Consider the following 18,477-nt stretch of genomic DNA (forward strand, 5'->3'; position numbering starts at 1 on the left):
AGTCCTCCTGGGGGACGGGTGGATCGGGCCGGGGGCCACGATGCCCACCTCCCGCGGGGCTGTCCGCCGTACGGGTCCCGGCGGGGCGATGGATTCACCCGTACGGGCGAAAGGGCGCAGCTCCGCCCGGCCCGCGCTACACGCGGTGCAGGGTGACGGCGTACCGCGGGTGGAGGTCGTCCGGATCCCCGAGGACGCAGAACAGCTCGGGCCGTTCGGCCGTGCCGGCCACCTGCAAGGCGTCCAGGCGGCCACAGCCCTCGATCGTGAGCGTGACCCGGTCCCGCACCCCGCCGGACCCCGGCCGGCCGCGCTCGGGCCGCGGCTCGTACGTCCACGTCCCGGTCCCCGAGCACGCGTCCCACACCGCGGCGTTCGGATCGGCCAGCCGCATGCCATCGGCCACCGCCTCGCCGTTCGCCCCCAGCCGCAGCCGTCGCGCGCCCCCGTCGCCGATCCACTGCCCGACGTACTGCTCCCGCTCCAGCCGGGGCGGCTCGTACGCCCCGAAGCCGGTCCGCTCCTGGAGGAACGCGCCGACCGCGCAGAGGAGCAGGGCGATCCCGGTGACGGCGCCGACCTTGGCCGCCATCCCGGTCCACCCCAGCGACCGGTGGTGCGCGTACGAGGCGGCCACCACCGGGAGCACCCCAGGGCCCGCGATCCACAGCGCCGTCCAGCCGTACGGCAGGTCCCAGCCCGCACTGGCCCACCCGGCGTAGGCCGCGGCGATCGCGGCGGCCCAGAGCGCCGCCCACCACCGGCTTCCCAGGGCCCGCGTCAGCGCCATCACCGGCAGCACGAACAGCACCCGGTGCAGGTACGCCGCCAGGACCACCGCGACGAGCAGCGCGGGAATCGCGCCGAAGACACCGGGGTCGATGCCGATGCCGTGGTCGTCGCGCATGCCGGAGGTGGCGAGGAAGACCGCTCCGGCCACGACGCACTGCGCCATGAAGGCCAGCTCCGACCCGGTCGCCAGGCGCGACCACCTCCCGCCCCGCACGGCCGGCCCCGCGTGCACCTCTGGCAACGCCATGACCCCCACCCCCACAACAATTGAACATGTTCAATCGATGAGGACGATACACCCTCCCCTTTTCCGAGTCACCCGCCCGCACCCCTTCCTATCTGACGATCCGTCAGCTTCAATCGGCGGTGTGATGGGACACGCAGGGATGGCGGCCACCGTCGTCCGATACCTCAGGTCAGTCGGCTCCCCCACCTCCGCCCCGTCGGAGCAGGACCCGGACGCCGGCCACGTCGACGCGCTGCCGCGCCCCGATCTGCGGGCCGTCGGCGACGACGAGCGTGCACCCGTCAGCCCCGCCGAGTTCCGGGCCGTGCTCGGGAACTTCGCCAGCGGGGTCACCGTCATCACCTCCCCGGCCGGGGAGGGCGAGGACGGCCCGGCCGGATTCGCCTGCCAGTCCTTCGCTTCGCTGTCGCTCGACCCGCCGCTGGTCACGTTCATGGTGGCCCGTACGTCGACCACCTGGCCGCGGATCGCCCGCGCCGGGGTGTTCTGCGTCAACATCCTGGGCGCCGAGCAGGGCGGGCTGTGCCGGGCCTTCGCCGTCAGCGGCGCCGACAAGTTCGCCGGGGTCGCGCACACCCCCGCCCCCGTGACCGGGTCACCGCAGCTCGACGCCGTGCCCGCCTGGATCGACTGCCGCATCCACGCCGTGCACACCGGCGGGGACCACCTGATCGTGGTCGGCCGGGTCGAGGCCATGGGCGCCGCCGGGGAGGACGGCCCGCTCCTCTTCCACAAGGGCCGCTTCGGCCGCCTGGCCGACCCCGCCGACCCCGCCGGCCTCGCCGACTGAACCGGCCCCACGGCCGCAGGCCGCACGGCCGGTTCAGCCGCCAAGGCGGCCGGACCGGTCAGAACGTGAGCACGCCCCGCGCCACCCGCCCGTGCCGGGCGTCGTCCACGGCCTTCGCGAAGTCCTCGATCGGGTAAGTCTCCGTGACGAGTTCGTCGAGCAGCAGCCTGCCCTGCCGGTAGAGCTCCGCGTACAGGGCGATGTCCCGCTGGGGGCGGGAGGAGCCGTACCGGCAGCCCATGATGGTCTTGTCCAGGTACATGGACGAGACCGTGAACGACGCCTCCTCCTTGAACCCCGGGACCCCGAGCAGGATCGCCTGCCCGTGCCGGTCCAGCAGGTCGACGGCCTGGCGGATCAGCTTGACGTTGCCCACGCACTCGAAGGCGTGGTCCGCGCCCGTCGGGAGGATCTCGCGGACCGCCGCCGAGGAGTCGGGGACGGCCGACGCGTCGATGAAGTGCGTGGCCCCGAACTGCCGGGCCACGGCCTCCTTCGCCGGGTTCGCATCCACCGCCACGATGGCGCCCGCGCCCGCGATCCGCGCGCCCTGGATCACGTTCAGCCCGATGCCGCCCGTGCCGATGACGACCACCGACTCGCCGTGGTCGACCCGGGCCCGGTTCAGTACGGCCCCCACGCCGGTCAGGACGCCGCAGCCGATGAGCGCCGCCGACGTCAGCGGGATGTCGTCCGGGATCTTCACCGCCTGGACGGCCTTGACGATGGTCCGCTCGGCGAAGGCCGAGTTGGACGCGAACTGGAACAGCGGCTTCCCGCCCCGCGAGAACGGCTGCCCCGGCATCCCGATCGCCTTGCGGCACATGGTCGGCCGGCCCCGGTCGCAGTCCGCGCAGGCCCCGCAGTTCGCGAGGGTGGACAGGGAGACGTGATCGCCCGGCGCCACGTGCGTCACACCCGACCCGACCAACTCCACCACCCCCGCGCCCTCGTGCCCCAGGACCACCGGCGGCGGGAACGGTATCGTCCCGTCGATCACCGACAGGTCGCTGTGGCACAGCCCGGCCGCCGCGATCGCGACCAGCACCTCCCCCGGCCCCGGATCGCGGATCTCCAGATCCTCGACCACCTGGACCTGCTTGCCGTCGAACACGACGCCTCTCACCTGGACTCCTTAGGCAGGCCGAGCACGCGCTCGGCGATGATGTTCCGCTGGATCTCGTCCGAGCCGCCGTAGATCGTGTCGGCGCGGGTGAACAGGAACAGGCGCTGCTCCTCGTCGAGTCCGAGTTCGTACGGGGTCCCCGGCGCCCAGTGGGCCGGCCCGGCCGAGGCCCCGGCTCCGCGGACCGCCACCGCCAGCTCGCCGAGCCTCCGGTGCCAGCCTCCCCACAGCAGCTTGGCCACGCTCGGCGCGCCCGGGTCGTCGGTGGAGCCGAGGGTCCGCAGGGCGTTCCAGCGCATCGTGCGCAGCTCCGCCCACTGCCGTACGAGGCGTTCGCGCAGCACGGGATCCCCGGCGCCCGAGCCCCCCGAGGACCCCGAGGCCACGTACGCCGCCACCACCCGCTCCAGCTCCGCCGCGAACCCGATCTGCTGGACGAGCGTCGAGACCCCGCGTTCCAGGGCGAGCAGCCCCATGGCCACGGTCCAGCCGTTGCCCTCCCCGCCGACGACCTCCTCCGCCACCGCCCCGTCGAAGAACACCTCGTTGAACTCGCTCGTCCCCGACATCTGGCGGATCGGCCGGACCTCGACCCGCCCCGGCTGGTCCATCCGTACGAGCAGGAACGACAGCCCGCGGTGGCGCCGCGAGCCGGGCTCGGTCCGGGCCAGGACGAAGCACCAGTCGGCGTCCCGGGCCAGCGAGGTCCAGATCTTCTGCCCGGTGACCCGCAGCGGCCCGCCGGTTCCGGGACGGGGTTCCCGTACCGCCGTCGTACGGATCCCCGCGAGGTCCGAGCCGGCTCCCGGCTCGCTGTACCCCTGGCACCACAGCTCCTCGCCGCGCGCGATGCCGGGCAGGAAGCGGTCCCGCTGCTCCCGGGACCCGTACGCGATCAGGGTCGGCGCGAGGAGGTTCTCGCCGATGTGGCCGACCCGGCCGGGGGCGCGCAGCGCCGCGTACTCCTCGGCCCAGACGACCTGGCCGGTCAGCGAGAGCCGCTGCTGCCCGTACGCCCCGGACGGCAGCTCCCAGCCCTGGCCGATCCAGCCGCCCCGGCCCAGCTCGCGCTCCCACGCGCGCCGGGCTTCGACCCCCTCGTGCTCGCTGCCGGGCCCGCCGAGGCCGAGGGCGTCCGCGTAGGGGCCCACCAGGTGCCCGGTGAGCCATGCGCGGGCGCGGGCGCGCAGCTCCTCGTCCCCGGCCCCGAAGCTGAAGTCCATGTCGTCCGGGCTCCCTACGCGTTGGGGCGGTCCTTGGCGGCCGCCGCCTTGGCCATGGCCTCCAGCTGCGCGAGCATCGGCATCGGGTCGGTGCCCACCGTCCCGGGCAGGAAGTCGGCGATCTTCTCGGGGGTCCAGGAGCCCTCGGCGTAGCCGGCGCGCAGCTCGCGCGGCTGCGCCCAGACGGCGATCTTCGGGCCGGCGATCGTGTAGACCTGCCCGGTGATCTTCTCGCCGCCGACGGCGACGGCCTTGTCGGAGAGCAGGTACGTCACGAGCGCCGCGACGTCCTCGGGTTCGCCGATCTCCTTGAGCTCCATGGGCACGTTGGCCGACATCCGGGTACGGGCGACGGGCGCCACGGCGTTGGCGGTGACCCCGTACTTGGCCAGCCCGAGCGCGGCGGAGCGGACGAGGGAGATGATCCCGCCCTTGGCGGCGCTGTAGTTGGCCTGGGCGACGGAGCCCTGGTGGTTGCCGCTGGTGAAGCCGATGAGGGTGCCGGAGCCCTGGCGGCGCATGACGGCGGAGGCGGCGCGGAAGACGGTGAAGGTGCCCTTGAGGTGGGTGGCGACGACCGGGTCCCACTCCTCCTCGGACATGTTGAACAGCATCCGCTCGCGCAGGATGCCGGCGACGCACACGACGCCGTCGATCCGGCCGAACTGCGCGAGGGCGGTGTCGACGATGCGCTGGCCGCCCGCCATGGTCGAGATGTCGTCGGCGACGGCGACGGCCTCGCCGCCGGCGGCCTGGATCTCCTTCACCACGCCGTCGGCGATCTCGCTCGTCGGCTCCCCGCCCTCGATGCCGACGCCGTAGTCGTTGACGACGACCTTGGCGCCCTCGGCGGCCGCCGCGAGCGCCACGGCCCGCCCGATGCCCCGGCCCGCGCCGGTGACGGCCACGACCTTGCCGGCCAAGAAGTTCCCCACGCCCGACCCCTTCCCGCGATTTCTGACGGTCCGTTAGATTCTATGACCAGTCAGATGCCCAGGCACAAGCCCCAGTTGCCCTTAGTTGCCCAAGCGCACCCCAGGAGCTGATGGAAGCCATGACCCTGCCCGCCGAGTTCCACGACATCGCCAAGCGCATCAACAACTGGGGCCGCTGGGGCGCCGAGGACGAGATCGGCACCCTGAACCTGATCACGGCGGAGGTGGTGCGGGCGGCTGCCGCCGAGGTCCGCAGCGGTCTGCGGATCCCCCTGGCGCTCCCCCTGAAGGAGGACGGGGTGCAGGCGGGGCTGATCCCCGGGCGGGTCAACCCGCTGCACACGATGGTGCAGATCAACCAGGAGCTCTTCGGGCCGGGCACGGTGGCGTGCAGCGACGACGCCGTGACGATGGGACTCCAGTCGGCCACCCACTGGGACGCCCTGACGCACGTCTCGCACTCGGGCCGCATCTACAACGGCCGCCCCGCGTCCACGATCACCGCTCACGCGCGCGCCGAGTTCAGCGGCATCGACAAGGCCACCCCCATCCTCTCGCGGGGCGTCCTGCTGGACGTGGCGCGCGCGAAGGGCGTGGACCGGCTGCCGGGGGGCCACGCGGTGGCCCCCGAGGACCTGGCGGAGGCGGAGGAGTTCGGCGGGGTCACCGTCCGGGCGGGCGACGTCGTCCTGGTCCGCACCGGCCAGATCCAGGTCTACCTGGCGGGCGACAAGCACGGCTACGGCTTCCCCTCGCCCGGGCTGTCCGTCCGTACCCCGGAGTGGTTCCACGCGCGGGACGTGGCGGCCGTCGCCAACGACACCCTGACCTTCGAGATCTTCCCGCCGGAGATCGAGAACCTGTGGCTGCCGGTGCACGCGCTGGACCTGGTCGAGATGGGCATGCACCAGGGCCAGAACTGGAACCTCGAAAGGTTGTCCACAGCCTGTGCAGAAGAGAACCGGTACGGCTTCCTGCTGTCGGCCATGCCGGAGCCCTTCGTCGGCGGCGTGGGCACACCGGTCGCCCCGGTGGCCGTCCTCTGAGCGCATTCAGCCGGACGGCCCGATTCCGCCGCCGGGGGCGGGGTAGGGAGGGGCCGTCCAACCCCTCACCGCCAGCCCCGGAGGCATCCGTGCCCGAAATGAACGGCCCCTACATGTCCGGCACCCCCTGCTGGATCGACCTGATGGTCCCCGACCAGCAGGCCGCCCTCGACTTCTACCGCGACCTCTTCGGCTGGCAGGGCGAGGTCGGCCCGGCGGAGACCGGCGGCTACTCCGTCTGCACCCTCAAGGGCAAGCCGGTGGCCGGGATCATGCGCGCCTCCAACCCGGACGGGACGGTGCCGGACCCGATGCCGCCGACCGTGTGGACCACGTACCTGGCCACCGACGGCATCGACTCCACCCTCAAGTCGGTCACCGACGCGGGCGGCAGCGTGATGGCGGGCCCGATGGACGTCATGGACCTCGGGCGGATGGCCGTCATCACCGACCCGACCGGCGCCGTCGTCGGCCTCTGGCAGTACGGCACCTTCGCCGGCGCGGGCATCGTCAACGAGCACGGCGCGCTGATCTGGAACGAGCTGAGCACCGGAGACACCGAGGCGGCCGCCGCCTTCTACTCCTCCGTGCTGCCGATCAGCACGGAGAAGTCGCAGATGCCGGGCGCCGAGGGGTACACGGAGTTCAAGGTCGGCGGCCGCGCGGTCGGCGGGATGATGGACCTCGCCGCGCTGCCGGCCGAGGTCCCGCCGCACTGGCTGCCGTACTTCCACGTCGACGGCGTGGACGACATCCAGGCGGCCGTGGTCCGGTCCGGCGGCACCGTCAAGGCCCCGGCGTTCGACATGGCGGCCGGCCGGATGGCGATCCTCGCCGACCCCCAGGGCGGCACCTTCGCGGTGATCACCGCGACGGCACCGGAACCCACCGCCTAAGCCCCCCACCGATTGCCCCGGCCCCCGCGGCCGGGGCTCAGCGGTAGCGGGCGGCGGCCGCCGCGAAGCCGGGGGCCTCGACGGGGGTCTGGGCCACCACGGCGACCCAGGAGAGGTCGGCGAACTCGATGTCCATACGGCCCTTCTGGTGCAGGCCCGTCGCGTTCGCGCGGACGACGGTGACCGCCGACCGCGGCACCTCCCAGAACTGCTTCATCGCGGGCGTCGACTGCCACAGCGGCGAGACGTCCGTCAGGCCGAACCAGCGCCGGTCCGTCACGACGAGGACGTCCGTCGCCGAACCCCGCGCGTTGGCCCGGCCGATCAGGAACCGGCCGGCCGCGCTCTGCCAGCCGCCCTCCATGCCCTTGCCGTCCGCCGGATCCGGGCGCCGGTCGGCCGCCGGGTCGTCCCGCCGTTCGTCGTGCGCGCGGGACTTGAAGAACTGCTGGAGGGGGCGCGGGAGCTTCTCCTCGATCCGCCGGCCGAGCGCCGCCGGCTCCGGCGGCGCGAGCAGGTCCTCCGGCGGGCTCGGCACGCCCGGACCCGGTTCGCAGGCACATACGGCGATCAACTGCTCGTCGGGCTGGAGGAATTCCTCGGCCTGGCGACGCCTGTCCTGGTTCAACGCGCTTGCTCCTACCGCTGAGTAACGTCGAGTGCGTCCCCAATTGTCCTCGAAGCGGAATGCCGCGTTACCACCGGCCCCGACACCCCCCTGCGGGATGCATCCCGCAGGCCGATGTCCGTACCCGGAGCGGCCGTTAAGGTCGCGCCATGGACACCTCATCAGGGCAGGCGGGCGGGGGTCGGCCGGCCGTGCGATGGCGGGTCGCGGCCCTCTGGACGGGCGCCGCGCTCGGCACCCTCGTACTGTCGAACCTCGCGTTCCGCGTCCCCCTCGGCATCGGGGACCGGATCTTCGACGTGGGGCCGCTCCTCGCGATCACCGGCATGCTGACCGGCGCCCTCCTGGTGCGGCGGGCGCCGCTCACCACCCTCGCCCTGATGCTCCTCGGCACGTACCTGGTGCTCTTCCTCGGCCGCGCCCCCGCGCTCACCCTCGCCACGGTGCTGCCCGCAGCGGTGGCGCTCGGCGCGGTCGCGGCCACCCGCGCGCGCCGGGTGACCCTGCCGGCCGTGGGCATCACCGTCCTGCTGCTGCTCACCGCCCAGTTCGCGCTGCCCGCGACCGGCTCCGCCCTCGTCCTCACCCAGAGCCAGCTGCCGATCGTCGTCCTCGCCTGGCTGATGGGCGACTCCGTACGGCGCGGCCGCGAGGCCGCCGCGCAGGCGCAGGCCCGGGCCACCGAGCAGGCCCTGACCGACGAGCGGCTGCGCATCGCCCGCGAGTTGCACGACATGGTCGCCCACAGCATCGGCGTCATCGCCATCCAGGCCGGGGTCGGCAGCCGGGTCATCGAGACGCAGCCCGCGCAGGCCCGCGAGGCGCTCCGGGCCATCGAGGCCACCAGCCGCGAGACCCTCGCGGGGCTGCGCCGCACGCTGGTCACCCTGCGCCGCAGCGAACCCGCGTCACCGGAGCCCGCGCCGCTGGCGCCCGCGCCGGGCCTGGACGGCATCGACCGGCTCGCCGCGGCCACCGCGGGGGATACGGGCGTACGGATGGACGTGGCGTGGTCGGGGGAGCGGCGGCCGCTGCCCTCCGACATCGAGCTGGCCGCGTTCCGCATCGTGCAGGAGGCGCTGACCAACGTGGTCCGGCACGCGCGCGCCGACCGCTGCCGGGTGGAGATCGCGTACGGGCGGGACGAACTGGCCCTGGAGGTCACCGACGACGGGCGCGGCCTCCCGGAAGGCGCCTCGCCCGGCGCCGGTTTCGGCCTCACCGGCATGCGGGAGCGCACCGCCCTGCTGAACGGCCGCTTCGAGGCCGGGCCGCAACCCGGGGGCGGCTTCCGCGTGGCGGCGGCCCTGCCGGTCGGACAACAACCCGAGGAGAAGCGATGAGCGGCATCCGCGTCCTGCTCGCCGACGACCAGCCCCTGGTCCGCTCGGGGCTGCGCGTCCTGATGGCCGACACCCCGGACCTGGAGGTGGTGGGCGAGGCCGCGAACGGCGCCGAGGCGGTCCGCATGAGCGCCGAGCTCGCCCCCGACGTGGTGGTGATGGACATCCGGATGCCGGAGATGGACGGCATCGAGGCCACCCGCCGGCTCACGTCCGCCGGCCCCGACGGCGCCCGCGTGCTGATCCTGACCACCTTCGACGAGGACGAGCACGTGTACGGTGCGCTGCGCGCCGGTGCCAGCGGTTTCGCCGTGAAGGACATGGCGCTGGACGACATCCTCGCCGCCGTCCGCGTGGTCGCGGCGGGCGACGCCCTCATCGCGCCGGGCGTCACGCGCCGCCTGATAGCCGACTTCGTCGCGGGCCCGGCGCCCGCCCCCGAGCGCGTCCCGGCGATCACGGGCAGGGAGCAGGAGGTGCTGACCCTGGTGGGGCGGGGCCGGTCGAACGGCGAGATCGCGCAGGACCTGTTCATCACGGTGGCGACGACGAAATCGCACGTGGCCCGGCTGCTGACGAAACTGGACGCCCGGGACCGGGTGCAACTGGTGATCAAGGCCTATGAAATGGGCCTGGTCTCGCCGCCCCGGTAGGGCGGCACGAGAACCACGAGAACCAGCGGGTGGCGGCGTCCGGTCGTGCGCGCCCCGAGCGCGGCACGGCAGCCGCCACCCCACGACCCGCACTCGTCAAGGTCTGCCCTTGGCGTCCCCTCGCGACGAATCGCTCAGTACAAGGGTGATCAACAGTTGACGAACCGTCAACACCTCGTTAGAGGTACACGCGCGGTTCCCACGTCGACCGACAGTCCGCGGGCTTGTCGGCGCGGTCGATCTCGCACCAGATCTGTTTGCCCGCGCCCTCGCGCTGCCAGCCCCAGCGGTCGGCCAGTCCGTCCACCAGTTCCAGCCCGCGCCCGCCCGTGTCGTCCCCGGCGGCCTGCCGGCGGGCCGGGCCGCGGGCGCTGGCGTCGGCGACCTCGACCCGTACGCCCGGCTCACCGAAGAGCATCCGCAGGACGGCCGGACAGCCGGTGTGCACGACCGCGTTGGTGACCAGCTCGGAGATCAGCAGGATCAGCGTCTCGGCGAGCGGTTCGTCGTCCCCTATGCCCGACCCCGCCAGCCGGGACCGCGCCCAGCGGCGGGCCCTGCCGACCTCGGCGGGGTCCGGTCCTACCTCCAGCTGTACCTGAAGCACCTGCACCGCTCACACCATCCGAACCGGCGGACACTTCGCCTCGCGACAGGATGGGATCACCGAGCGTGATCCCCTTACGGAGCAGCATGGTTGACATACAGTCACGACAACAAGCGCTTCGGGCATATTCCAGCGCGAAGGAGTAGGCGTGGTGCATACTGCGCGTCGCTCGCGCTGCTGGGCCGCTCGCATTCCCGGGAGCGTACCGGAGCAGGCCTCGGAGTCCGGGCCGCAATGAGCCGGGCCAAGGACACAAACCGATATCAACTCTCCGTAATCGGACATGCGTCCCGGGCCGTCCCGACCGTGCCCCGCACCGCCGCCCTTCGTGACAGGGAGCTACCCCGAAGCGGCCGCCGCGGCAGCCGCCGACTCGGCTGTCGGCTCAGCCGCCAGCTCCGCAGCCAACAGCTCCTCCGCCTCCCCCGCCGTCCGCCACTGCTCGGCGCGCACCCAGGCCCGCTTGAGGTGCAGGTGCACGTCCGCCTCCCACGTGAACCCCATCCCGCCGTGCACCTGGAGGCAGTCGCGGGCATTGCGTACGGCGGCCTCGTCGGCCAGCAGCTTGGCCCCGGCCACCTCCGCCGCCTCCGCCGTCACGGCCGCCGCGTAGACCGCCGTACGGGCCACCTCCGCCCGCACCAGCATCTGCGCGCACAGGTGCTTGACCGCCTGGAACGCCCCGATCGGCTGCCCGAACTGCTCGCGCTCGCGCCCGTACCCCACCGCCAGCTCCACCGTGCGCAGTGCGCTGCCGACCTGGAGGGCGGCCGTCAGCAGCGCGCCCTCGTCGCGGTACGCCTCCCCACCGGCCGCCCGCGAAGCCGACCGCGAAGCCACCCGGTGCAGCGGGGTGAGCGGGTCCGCCGAGGGCACCGGCTCACCCGAAGGGAGCAACGGCGCGCCCAGCACCGCGTCGGCCTCCCCTAGGTGGGCCACCAGCAGCCCGCCCAGGTCGAACGCCGTGACCACCGCCCTTCCCTCCGCCGCCCCCTCGACCGTCCCCGCCGCCAGGTGCGTGGCGACCAGCGGCCCCGGCAGCAGCGCCCGGCCCGCCTCCTCGAAGACGAGGACCGCCTCGGGCAGCCCCAGCCCGACCCCGCCCGCCGCCTCCGGGAGCCGCAGCGCGAAGAACCCGGCCTCGCCGAGCTCCCGCCACAGCCCCCGGTCCAGGGCCCCGGCCGCGTCCACCGAGGCCCGCAGCGCCTCGCGCCCGTACCGGCCCGCCAGCAGGTCCCGTACGCCGGCCCGCAGGGCGCGCTGCTCGTCCGTCAACCGGAAGTCCACGGCCCTCACCGGCCCTTCGGGAGGCCGAGGATCCGCTCGGCGACGATGTTCCGCTGGATCTGCGAGGTGCCGGCCGCGATCGTGTACGAGAGGGACGAGAGCCGGTCCAGGGTCCATTCCCCGTCCAGCGCGAGGGAGTCCGCGCCCAGCACCTCGGCGGCGGTGTCGTACAGCTCCTGGCGCGCGTGCGAGTAGGCGAGCTTGAAGACGGAGCCGCCGACGCCCGGCACCCCGCCCGAGGCCTCGGACTCGCTGACGTTCCACTGGGTGAGCCGCCACAGCGCGCCGAACTCCCCGTACAGCCGCCCGAGCCGGCGCCGCAGCACCGGATCGTCCCAGCGGCCGTTCGCCTGCGCGGTGCGCGCGAGCTCGCCCAGGGTGCGGCGGCAGGCCACGACCTCGCCGACGAAGGCCGTCCCCCGCTCGAAGGACAGGGTGACCATGGTGACGCGCCAGCCGTCGTTCTCGTCCCCGACCCGGTTGGCGACGGGCACCCGGACCTCGTCGAGGAACACCTCCGCGAACTCGGTCGATCCGGCGAGGGTGCGCAGCGGCCGGACGGTGACCCCGGGCGCGTCCATGGGCAGGGCCAGCCAGGAGATCCCGCGGTGCTTGGGGGCCGCCGCGCTGACGGGTTCCGTCCGTACGAGCAGCTCGCACCAGTCGGCGACCTCCGCGTGCGAGGTCCAGATCTTCGAGCCGGTGATCACGTAGTCCTCGCCGTCGCGCACGGCGCGCGTGCGCAGCGCGGCCAGGTCGGAGCCCGCGCCGGGCTCGCTGAACCCCTGGCACCACACCTCGTCCCCGCGCAGTACGGGCGGCAGCCAGCGCGCCCGCTGCGCGGCCGTGCCCTCGGCGGCGATGGTCGGGCCGGCGTGCAGGAGTCCGACGAAGTTGGCGCCTACGTACGGGGCGCCGGCGCGCTCGGTCTCCTCCAGGAAGATCAGGTGCTGGGTGGGGGTGGCGCCGCGCCCGCCCGCGTCCACGGGCCAGTGCAGGCCGGCGTACCCGGCGTCGTACAGCCTGCGCTGCCAGCCGCAGTCGTACGCGCGCCGGCCGGGCCAGTCGTCGGGGGAGGGCTTGGCGGCCAGCTCGGGCAGGGTCTTGCCGAGCCACTCGCGCAGCCGGGTCCGGAAGTCCCGCTCCTCCTCGGTGTACGTCAGATCCATCAGACGAGGTCCAGGCCGAGCATCCGGATGGCGTTGCCGCGCATCAGCTTGTGGACGGTCTCCTCGTCGAGGCCCTTGACGTGGTCGAGGGCGACCTCCTTGGTGTGCGGGAAGGTCGAGTCCACGTGCGGGTAGTCGGTCTCGAAGGTGGCGTTGTCGCGGCCGACGACGTCGAGCGAGGCGATGCCGTGCTTGTCGCGGAAGAAGCAGCAGAACATCTGCCGGTAGTAGTACGTGGACGGCGGCTCGGGGATCAGGTCGCGGACCCCGCCCCAGGCGCGGTGCTCCTGCCAGACGTCGTCGGCGCGTTCGAGGGCGTACGGGATCCAGCCCATCTGGCCCTCGCTGTACGCCAGCTTCAGCGTCGGGAACTTCACCAGCACCCCGCTGAACAGGAAGTCCATCATCGAGGCCATCGCGTTGTTGAAGCTGAGCGAGGCCTGGACGGCGGGCGGCGCGTCGGGCGAGGCGGCGGGCATCTGGGAACTGGACCCGATGTGCATGTTGACGACCGTGCCCGTCTCCTGGCAGACGGCGAAGAAGGGGTCCCAGTAGCCGGAGTGGATGGAGGGCAGCCCCAGGTACGTCGGGATCTCGGAGAAGGTCACGGCGCGCACCCCGCGGGCGGCGTTGCGCCGGATCTCGGCGACGGCGAGGTCGATGTCCCAGAGCGGGATGATGCAGAGCGGGATGAGCCGGCCGCCGCTGTCGCCGCACCACTCCTCGACCATCCAGTCGTTGTACGCGCGCACGCAGGCGAGGGCGACCTCCTTGTCGTGGGCCTCGGCGAAGGTCTGGCCGCAGAAGCGGGGGAAGGTCGGGAAGCAGAGCGAGGCCTCGACGTGGTTGAGGTCCATGTCGGCGAGGCGCGCCTTCGGATCCCAGCAGCCGCGCCGCATCTCCTCGCGCGTGATCCCCTCCAGGGTCATGTCGTCGCGGTCGAAGCCGACGGCGGCGATGTTGCGCTTGTACGGGAACTTCAGGTCCTCGTAGATCCACCAGTCGGTCGGCGGGCCGTCGGGGTCCATGGAGATCACGTACTTGCCGCCGGTGTACTGGAGCTCGCCGATCCCGGCGGTGAGCGCCTTGGGCCCGCGGTCGCGGTACTTGGCCGGCAGCCAGACGTCGAAGAGGTGCGCGGGTTCGATGACGTGGTCGTCGACGCTGATGATCCGAGGCAGTTCCATGGTTTCCCCTCGCCGCAAGCCGGATGAGTGCCTGAGTGGATCCTGAGTGAATCCGAGCGCGAATCTGATGGATCGTCAGAAATGATTTCGCCTCCAAGCTAGCCCCGCCACCCCTGGACCGACAAGCGCCGGAGCCCTACGCTCTGCGCTGGATCTGACGACACGTCAGTTACGGAGGCTGGGGATGGCGGACACCAAGGACACGGCGATACGGCTGGGCCACTCCCCCACCCTGTGGGAGCTGGTCGCGGCGCGGGCCGCGCTGAGCCCCGGCGCCACCGTGCTGATCGAGGCGGCCGACGACCCGGCCGACGACCGGAAGCTCACCTTCGCCGAGCTCCGCGACCGCTCCGAGCAGGTCGCGGCGGGGCTGTACGGGATGGGCGTACGACCCGGCACCGTCGTCGCCTGGCAGCTGCCCACCCGGATCGAGACGGTGCTGCTCTCCCTCGCCCTGGCCCGGATCGGGGCCGTCCAGACCCCCGTGATCCCCTTCTACCGGGACCGCGAGGTGGGCTTCGCGCTGCGCGAGTCCAAGGCGGAGTTCTTCGCCGTCCCGGGCGTCTGGCGGGGCTTCGACCACACCGCGATGGCCGAGCGCCTCGGCGCGCGCGGCGTCTTCGAGGCCTACGGCTCCCTCCCGGCCGCGGACCCCGCCGTACTCCCCCCGCCCCCGTCCGAAGGCACGTCCGTCCGCTGGATCTACTGGACCTCCGGGACCACCTCCGACCCCAAGGGCGTCCTGCACACCGACCGCTCACTGATCGCGGGCGGCTCCTGCCTGGCCCACGCCCTGCACCTGGGTCCGGCGGACGTCGGCTCGATGGCCTTCCCGTACGCGCACATAGGCGGCCCGGACTACCTGGTGATGCTGCTCCTGTACGGCTTCCCCGCGGTCCTCTTCGAGAAGTTCGCGATGCCGGACGCGCTGCCCGGCTACCGGCGCCACGGGGTCACGGTGGCCGGCGGCTCGACGGCCTTCTACTCGATGTTCCTGACGGAGCAGCGCAAGGACCCGGGGTCCAGGCTCATCCCGACCCTGCGCCTGCTCGCGGGCGGGGGCGCCCCGAAGCCCCCGGAGGTCTACCACGCGGTCGTCCGCGAACTGGGCTGCCAGCTGACCCACGGCTACGGCATGACCGAGGTCCCGATGATCACCATGGGCGCGCCGGACGACACCCCGGAGCACCTCGCCACGACGGAGGGCCGCCCCCCGGCCGGCATGTCGATCCGCATCACGACGCCCGACGGCGAGCCCCTGCCCCCGGACACGGACGGCGAGGTCCGGCTGCGCGGCGAGGCGGTCTGCCGGGGCTACCTGAACCGGGAGGACCGCCCGGCGGAGGTCTTCGACGCCGACGGCTACCTGATCACCGGCGACCTCGGCCACCTGACGCGGGACGGCTACCTCGTCCTCACGGGCCGCAGCAAGGACGTGATCATCCGCAAGGGCGAGAACATCTCCGCGAAGGAGATCGAGGACCTCCTGCACCTGCTCCCGGGCATCGGCGACGTGGCCGTGATCGGCCTCCCGGACCCGGAGCGCGGCGAACGCGTCTGCGCGGTCGTGGAACAGCCACCGGGCGCGGCCCCCCTGACCCTCCCGCACCTGACGGCCCACCTCCGCGCCCAGGGCCTGTCCCCCCACAAGCTCCCGGAACAACTGGAACTGGTCGAAGCCCTCCCCCGCAACGAAGCCCTCCGCAAGGTCCTGAAGTACAAACTCCGCGAGCGCTTCGCCTAGGGGGGTCTGGGGGGTCGGGGGCTCCTGGCGGCCCGCAGCGCCGGCGGGGCCGCGGGCCAGGGCTGCGGATCCGGCTCTCCCTCCGGCTCCGGATCCGGCTTCGGCTACGCGTCCGGGGCTTCCACGCCGCAGTACGCGGCGAAGGCCGTCAGGATCTCGTCCTCCGTGATGCGGCCGTCGGCGTCGGCGTCCAGGGTCGTCGCGATCTGCGCGGCCAGTTCGGGCGGGGTGCCCAGGACGCGCAGGACCCGGGCCGCCGCCGTCGGGGTGGTGCCGCGGCCGTCCTCGTCCGCCACCGCGATCACCCCGTGCAGGAACGGCCGCGCGATCTCCGCGAACCGCTGCGGGTTGTCCCGCAGCCGCTTCGCCGCCCCCGTGATGAACTCCTCGCGGGTCACCCGCTGGTCCCCGTCGACGTCCGCGATCCCGGCCATCCCCTGCCAGAAGGCCTCGGCCCCCGCGAAGAGGTCCTGGCCCCGGTCCGACCGCGCGGCGGTGCCGAATTCGGCCAGCACCGCCTTCGCGGCCGCGCTGAAGTCCTCGCGGTCGATGTATCCGTTCCCGTCCTGGTCGAACGTGGCAAACCGGGCGGCGATCTTGCGCTCGTATTCTGCGCTGTCCATATGCGGCGTTCCGCCTTCACATGTGCGGTGGAGTTCAGTTCAAGACAAGGCAGGAGCGTAAGGCCTACGTGGCCTGCTCGTTAAGCGAAGTCGGCAAGCAGGTGGCCGCATCGAACCCGCGCACGGGAAGCGTGGCGGGGCGCGCACACCTGTGCCCATGTGCCGCACCCGGCCCCACCGTTCACACCCCGCACCGCGCCTATCACGCAGAGCGCTCGTCCAGGGTCGCGTTCTCCCAAAACGGGCGCGAACCCGCCTCTGGCGACTACATTCGAGGCGTCGACACACGGCTGGGGGCAGTTATGCCGAAGGACGTACCACCTCGCTGGGACCGCCGCATGCAGCAGCGCCTCGCCCGCGGCGAGGCCGCCGCGCTCGGAGAGCTGTACGACCGCTTCGCCTCGCTCGTGCACAGCCTGGCGCACCGGGTCCTCGGCGACGAGACGGCGGCGGACCGGATCACCCGCGAAGTGTTCGGCTACATCTGGGAGAACCCCGACGCGTACGACCCCAAGTAGGGCTCCATGCGCTCCTGGGTCGCCCGGATCACCCAAAGCCAGGCCGTGGCCCGGCTCCGCCAGGCCGAAGTCGGCCGCGGCTCGCGCGAGGAGCTCGAACAGAAGGTGCGCAGTGCCACCGCCGCCGCCCGCGCGGACTACATCGTCACGTCCATGCCCGCGCCGCTGCGCGCCGCGCTGGAGCTCGCGTACTTCAAGCGCCGCGACTACCGGCAGGCCGCCGCCGACCTCCGCATCAGCGAGGACGAGGCCCGGCGCCGGCTGCGCCTGGGCCTCCAACTGCTCTCGACCGCCAACGTCCTCCCGCAGGAGGATGCCGCTCCGCCCGGATACGGCCCGCCAGGATATGGAACACCCCGATGAACGGCCCCGCAGACCCGCCCGACGAGGGATACGAGGAGCAGCGCCGCGGCGGTCCGGCGCGCATACCGGGTCCGCGCGGGGCCGCTGACGACCTCGATCCGCGGCACGCACCGGAGCCACTGCCCGAGCCGCCCGCCGTACCGGGACCGCCGCAGCCGCCGCGCACCCACGCCGTACTGAAGTCCCTGCTCGGCGCGTGGGCCCTCGCGGCCTGCTCCGCCGAGGAGACCCAGGCGGTCGAGGACCACCTCACCGAGTGCGCGCAGTGCGCCGAGGAGGCGCTGCGGCTGCGCGACGCCGTGGGCCTGCTGCACCCCGAGGACAGCCTCGACCTCAAGCCGCTGCTGCGCTCGCGGGTGCTGGAGGACTGCCTCGGCAAGCGGCCAGCCCGCATCCCGGTGCCGGCGTGGGCGAACCCGTACGACACGGAGACCGCGCGGCTCGACGCGCTGCTGCGGGACTTCGGCGACTCGGAGTGGCAGACCCCCGTACGGCTGAAGTGGTTCGAGGAGGAGCGGCGGCAGTCGCGCCGGACGACGGTGGCCGGGGTCATCGGGCACCTGCTGACGGTGGACGGGCTCGTCGCGACGGCGCTGGGCCTGGACGACCCGCTGGGCCCGGAGGCGCCGGCGGACGCGACGGGCCGCACCGAGCACTACTGGAGCTCCGCCGAGCAGCCCATCACCCGGCAGATCCGCGAGCCGTGGCGGGAGCAGGGCCACACGCTCTTGCGGACGGTGTCGTTCGCGGGCCGGGGCGTCGGGGAACTGTCGGTGGACTACGGACCGTTCGCGCTGCCGCTCGGGGACGCGTTCCTGGAGCGGGCCTTCGAGTGCTGGGTGCACGCGTGGGACATCGCGGAGGCGGTGGACTACCCGTACGACCCGCCGTCCGGGCCCCACCTGAACCGGATGATCGACCTGGCGGCGCGGCTGCTGCCGAGCGCGCTGGCCCACCGGCGCCGGGCGGGCCTGGCGGCCCCGGCCCGCGGCCTGGTCGCGGCGGGCGCACCGGGGCGGACCCTGCACCTGGAGATCGAGGGGGCGGGCGGCGGCAGCTGGGACATCGCCCTGGACTCCCCGGCGGCGAAGCCGTCGCCGGAGCACACGGTGGCGCAGATCGCGCTGGACGGCGCCGAGTTCTGCCAGCTGGCCGCCGGGCACATCTCCCCGGAGGAGGCGGCCGTGGGCCAGCACGGCGACCGCGAGGCCATCCGCGACGTCCTCTTCGCGGCGGCCTCCCTCAGTCGCCTCTAGGAGTGTCCGCACGGCTCCGCCGGTTCGCCCCGGCGGAGCCGCCG

General features: G+C 73.2%; 17 protein-coding genes and 1 pseudogene. 8 read left to right on the top strand and 10 right to left on the bottom strand.

Features of this window, described 5'->3' with window-relative positions; translation table 11 throughout:
- Positions 1 to 136: 136 nt before the first annotated feature.
- A complete protein-coding gene (locus IF02_RS0114130) occupies positions 137 to 1,039 on the bottom strand; it encodes a hypothetical protein (protein WP_158708499.1) in 903 nt (300 codons plus the stop codon).
- A gap of 139 nt (positions 1,040 to 1,178) precedes the next feature.
- Here IF02_RS0114130 and IF02_RS0114135 point away from each other — a divergent pair, with 139 nt between their 5' ends.
- Positions 1,179 to 1,829: a flavin reductase family protein gene (locus IF02_RS0114135; RefSeq protein WP_030156809.1), complete on the top strand. Its 651-nt coding sequence runs from the start codon at positions 1,179 to 1,181 to the stop codon at positions 1,827 to 1,829.
- A 58-nt stretch (positions 1,830 to 1,887) separates the two neighbouring features.
- Here the strand turns inward: IF02_RS0114135 and IF02_RS0114140 are convergent, their stop codons facing one another.
- The 3 genes from IF02_RS0114140 to IF02_RS0114150 are packed head-to-tail and all read right to left on the bottom strand — an operon-like array spanning position 1,888 to position 5,113.
- On the bottom strand, positions 1,888 to 2,955 hold the full coding sequence (locus IF02_RS0114140; RefSeq protein ID WP_030156812.1) for a Zn-dependent alcohol dehydrogenase: 1,068 nt from the start codon (positions 2,953 to 2,955) through the stop codon (positions 1,888 to 1,890).
- Complete coding sequence (locus tag IF02_RS0114145) at positions 2,952 to 4,178, bottom strand: acyl-CoA dehydrogenase family protein (protein WP_030156814.1); 1,227 nt, start codon at positions 4,176 to 4,178, stop codon at positions 2,952 to 2,954. Before IF02_RS0114145 ends, IF02_RS0114140 begins: the two co-directional genes overlap by 4 nt.
- Positions 4,179 to 4,192: 14 nt before the next feature.
- On the bottom strand, positions 4,193 to 5,113 hold the full coding sequence (locus IF02_RS0114150; RefSeq protein WP_030156815.1) for an SDR family oxidoreductase: 921 nt from the start codon (positions 5,111 to 5,113) through the stop codon (positions 4,193 to 4,195).
- 119 nt (positions 5,114 to 5,232) lie between these two features.
- Here IF02_RS0114150 and IF02_RS0114155 point away from each other — a divergent pair, with 119 nt between their 5' ends.
- Positions 5,233 to 6,159: a cyclase family protein gene (locus IF02_RS0114155; RefSeq protein ID WP_030156817.1), complete on the top strand. Its 927-nt coding sequence runs from the start codon at positions 5,233 to 5,235 to the stop codon at positions 6,157 to 6,159.
- Positions 6,160 to 6,257: 98 nt separating this feature from the next.
- A complete protein-coding gene (locus IF02_RS0114160; RefSeq protein WP_030156819.1) occupies positions 6,258 to 7,055 on the top strand; it encodes a VOC family protein in 798 nt (265 codons plus the stop codon).
- A gap of 37 nt (positions 7,056 to 7,092) precedes the next feature.
- Here the strand turns inward: IF02_RS0114160 and IF02_RS0114165 are convergent, their stop codons facing one another.
- Positions 7,093 to 7,683 carry a hypothetical protein gene (locus tag IF02_RS0114165; RefSeq protein ID WP_030156820.1) on the bottom strand — a complete coding sequence of 197 codons (591 nt, stop codon included), beginning with the start codon at positions 7,681 to 7,683 and terminating at the stop codon, positions 7,093 to 7,095.
- A 149-nt stretch (positions 7,684 to 7,832) separates the two neighbouring features.
- Here IF02_RS0114165 and IF02_RS0114170 point away from each other — a divergent pair, with 149 nt between their 5' ends.
- Complete coding sequence (locus tag IF02_RS0114170) at positions 7,833 to 9,026, top strand: histidine kinase (RefSeq protein ID WP_078622089.1); 1,194 nt, start codon at positions 7,833 to 7,835, stop codon at positions 9,024 to 9,026.
- Positions 9,023 to 9,679, top strand: a complete 657-nt coding sequence (locus IF02_RS0114175) for a response regulator (RefSeq protein WP_030156824.1) — start codon at positions 9,023 to 9,025, stop codon at positions 9,677 to 9,679. Before IF02_RS0114170 ends, IF02_RS0114175 begins: the two co-directional genes overlap by 4 nt.
- A gap of 178 nt (positions 9,680 to 9,857) precedes the next feature.
- Here IF02_RS0114175 and IF02_RS0114180 read toward each other — a convergent pair whose 3' ends face one another.
- The 4 genes from IF02_RS0114180 to IF02_RS0114195 form a co-directional block, all read right to left on the bottom strand.
- Positions 9,858 to 10,292 (bottom strand): ATP-binding protein, encoded by a 435-nt coding sequence (locus tag IF02_RS0114180; protein ID WP_030156826.1) that lies wholly within the window; start codon positions 10,290 to 10,292, stop codon positions 9,858 to 9,860.
- Between the two features lie 333 nt (positions 10,293 to 10,625).
- Entirely contained in the window at positions 10,626 to 11,573 is a 948-nt protein-coding gene (locus IF02_RS0114185; RefSeq protein WP_030156827.1) for an acyl-CoA dehydrogenase family protein, read from the bottom strand.
- Positions 11,574 to 11,578: 5 nt separating this feature from the next.
- Positions 11,579 to 12,742 carry an acyl-CoA dehydrogenase family protein gene (locus IF02_RS0114190; protein ID WP_030156829.1) on the bottom strand — a complete coding sequence of 388 codons (1,164 nt, stop codon included), beginning with the start codon at positions 12,740 to 12,742 and terminating at the stop codon, positions 11,579 to 11,581.
- Positions 12,742 to 13,929: an amidohydrolase family protein gene (locus IF02_RS0114195; protein WP_030156830.1), complete on the bottom strand. Its 1,188-nt coding sequence runs from the start codon at positions 13,927 to 13,929 to the stop codon at positions 12,742 to 12,744. Before IF02_RS0114195 ends, IF02_RS0114190 begins: the two co-directional genes overlap by 1 nt.
- A gap of 184 nt (positions 13,930 to 14,113) precedes the next feature.
- Between IF02_RS0114195 and IF02_RS0114200 the strand changes: the two genes are divergently transcribed.
- On the top strand, positions 14,114 to 15,673 hold the full coding sequence (locus IF02_RS0114200; protein ID WP_030156832.1) for a class I adenylate-forming enzyme family protein: 1,560 nt from the start codon (positions 14,114 to 14,116) through the stop codon (positions 15,671 to 15,673).
- Between the two features lie 104 nt (positions 15,674 to 15,777).
- Here IF02_RS0114200 and IF02_RS0114205 read toward each other — a convergent pair whose 3' ends face one another.
- The gene (locus IF02_RS0114205; RefSeq protein WP_030156834.1) at positions 15,778 to 16,296 is read right to left on the bottom strand and encodes an EF-hand domain-containing protein; all 519 of its coding nucleotides are present in this window, start codon (positions 16,294 to 16,296) and stop codon (positions 15,778 to 15,780) included.
- A 302-nt stretch (positions 16,297 to 16,598) separates the two neighbouring features.
- On the opposite strand from IF02_RS0114205, the pseudogene IF02_RS32400 reads away from it, so the two are divergent.
- Together IF02_RS32400 and IF02_RS0114215 are read left to right on the top strand one after the other, a co-directional pair.
- A pseudogene (locus IF02_RS32400) lies at positions 16,599 to 17,177 on the top strand (sigma-70 family RNA polymerase sigma factor).
- Positions 17,174 to 18,433, top strand: a complete 1,260-nt coding sequence (locus IF02_RS0114215) for a maleylpyruvate isomerase N-terminal domain-containing protein (RefSeq protein WP_030156835.1) — start codon at positions 17,174 to 17,176, stop codon at positions 18,431 to 18,433. The pseudogene IF02_RS32400 and the gene IF02_RS0114215 overlap by 4 nt, the downstream one beginning before the upstream one ends.
- Positions 18,434 to 18,477 lie beyond the last annotated feature (44 nt).

This window comes from Streptomyces sp. NRRL S-244 (assembly GCF_000717915.1).
Classification (GTDB): Bacteria; Actinomycetota; Actinomycetes; order Streptomycetales; family Streptomycetaceae; genus Streptomyces.

Excerpts from the sequence above, each read along its gene's own strand:
- IF02_RS0114155 (WP_030156817.1), top strand. The coding sequence starts at position 5,233 with ATGACCCTGCCCGCCGAGTTCCACGACATCGCCAAGCGCATCAACAAC.
- IF02_RS0114130 (WP_158708499.1), bottom strand. The coding sequence starts at position 1,039 with ATGGCGTTGCCAGAGGTGCACGCGGGGCCGGCCGTGCGGGGCGGGAGG.
- IF02_RS0114175 (WP_030156824.1), top strand. The coding sequence starts at position 9,023 with ATGAGCGGCATCCGCGTCCTGCTCGCCGACGACCAGCCCCTGGTCCGC.
- IF02_RS0114205 (WP_030156834.1), bottom strand. The coding sequence starts at position 16,296 with ATGGACAGCGCAGAATACGAGCGCAAGATCGCCGCCCGGTTTGCCACG.
- IF02_RS0114195 (WP_030156830.1), bottom strand. The coding sequence starts at position 13,929 with ATGGAACTGCCTCGGATCATCAGCGTCGACGACCACGTCATCGAACCC.
- IF02_RS0114160 (WP_030156819.1), top strand. The coding sequence starts at position 6,258 with ATGAACGGCCCCTACATGTCCGGCACCCCCTGCTGGATCGACCTGATG.
- IF02_RS0114190 (WP_030156829.1), bottom strand. The coding sequence starts at position 12,742 with ATGGATCTGACGTACACCGAGGAGGAGCGGGACTTCCGGACCCGGCTG.
- IF02_RS0114215 (WP_030156835.1), top strand. The coding sequence starts at position 17,174 with ATGAACGGCCCCGCAGACCCGCCCGACGAGGGATACGAGGAGCAGCGC.
- IF02_RS0114200 (WP_030156832.1), top strand. The coding sequence starts at position 14,114 with ATGGCGGACACCAAGGACACGGCGATACGGCTGGGCCACTCCCCCACC.
- IF02_RS0114135 (WP_030156809.1), top strand. The coding sequence starts at position 1,179 with ATGGCGGCCACCGTCGTCCGATACCTCAGGTCAGTCGGCTCCCCCACC.
- IF02_RS0114170 (WP_078622089.1), top strand. The coding sequence starts at position 7,833 with ATGGACACCTCATCAGGGCAGGCGGGCGGGGGTCGGCCGGCCGTGCGA.
- IF02_RS0114145 (WP_030156814.1), bottom strand. The coding sequence starts at position 4,178 with ATGGACTTCAGCTTCGGGGCCGGGGACGAGGAGCTGCGCGCCCGCGCC.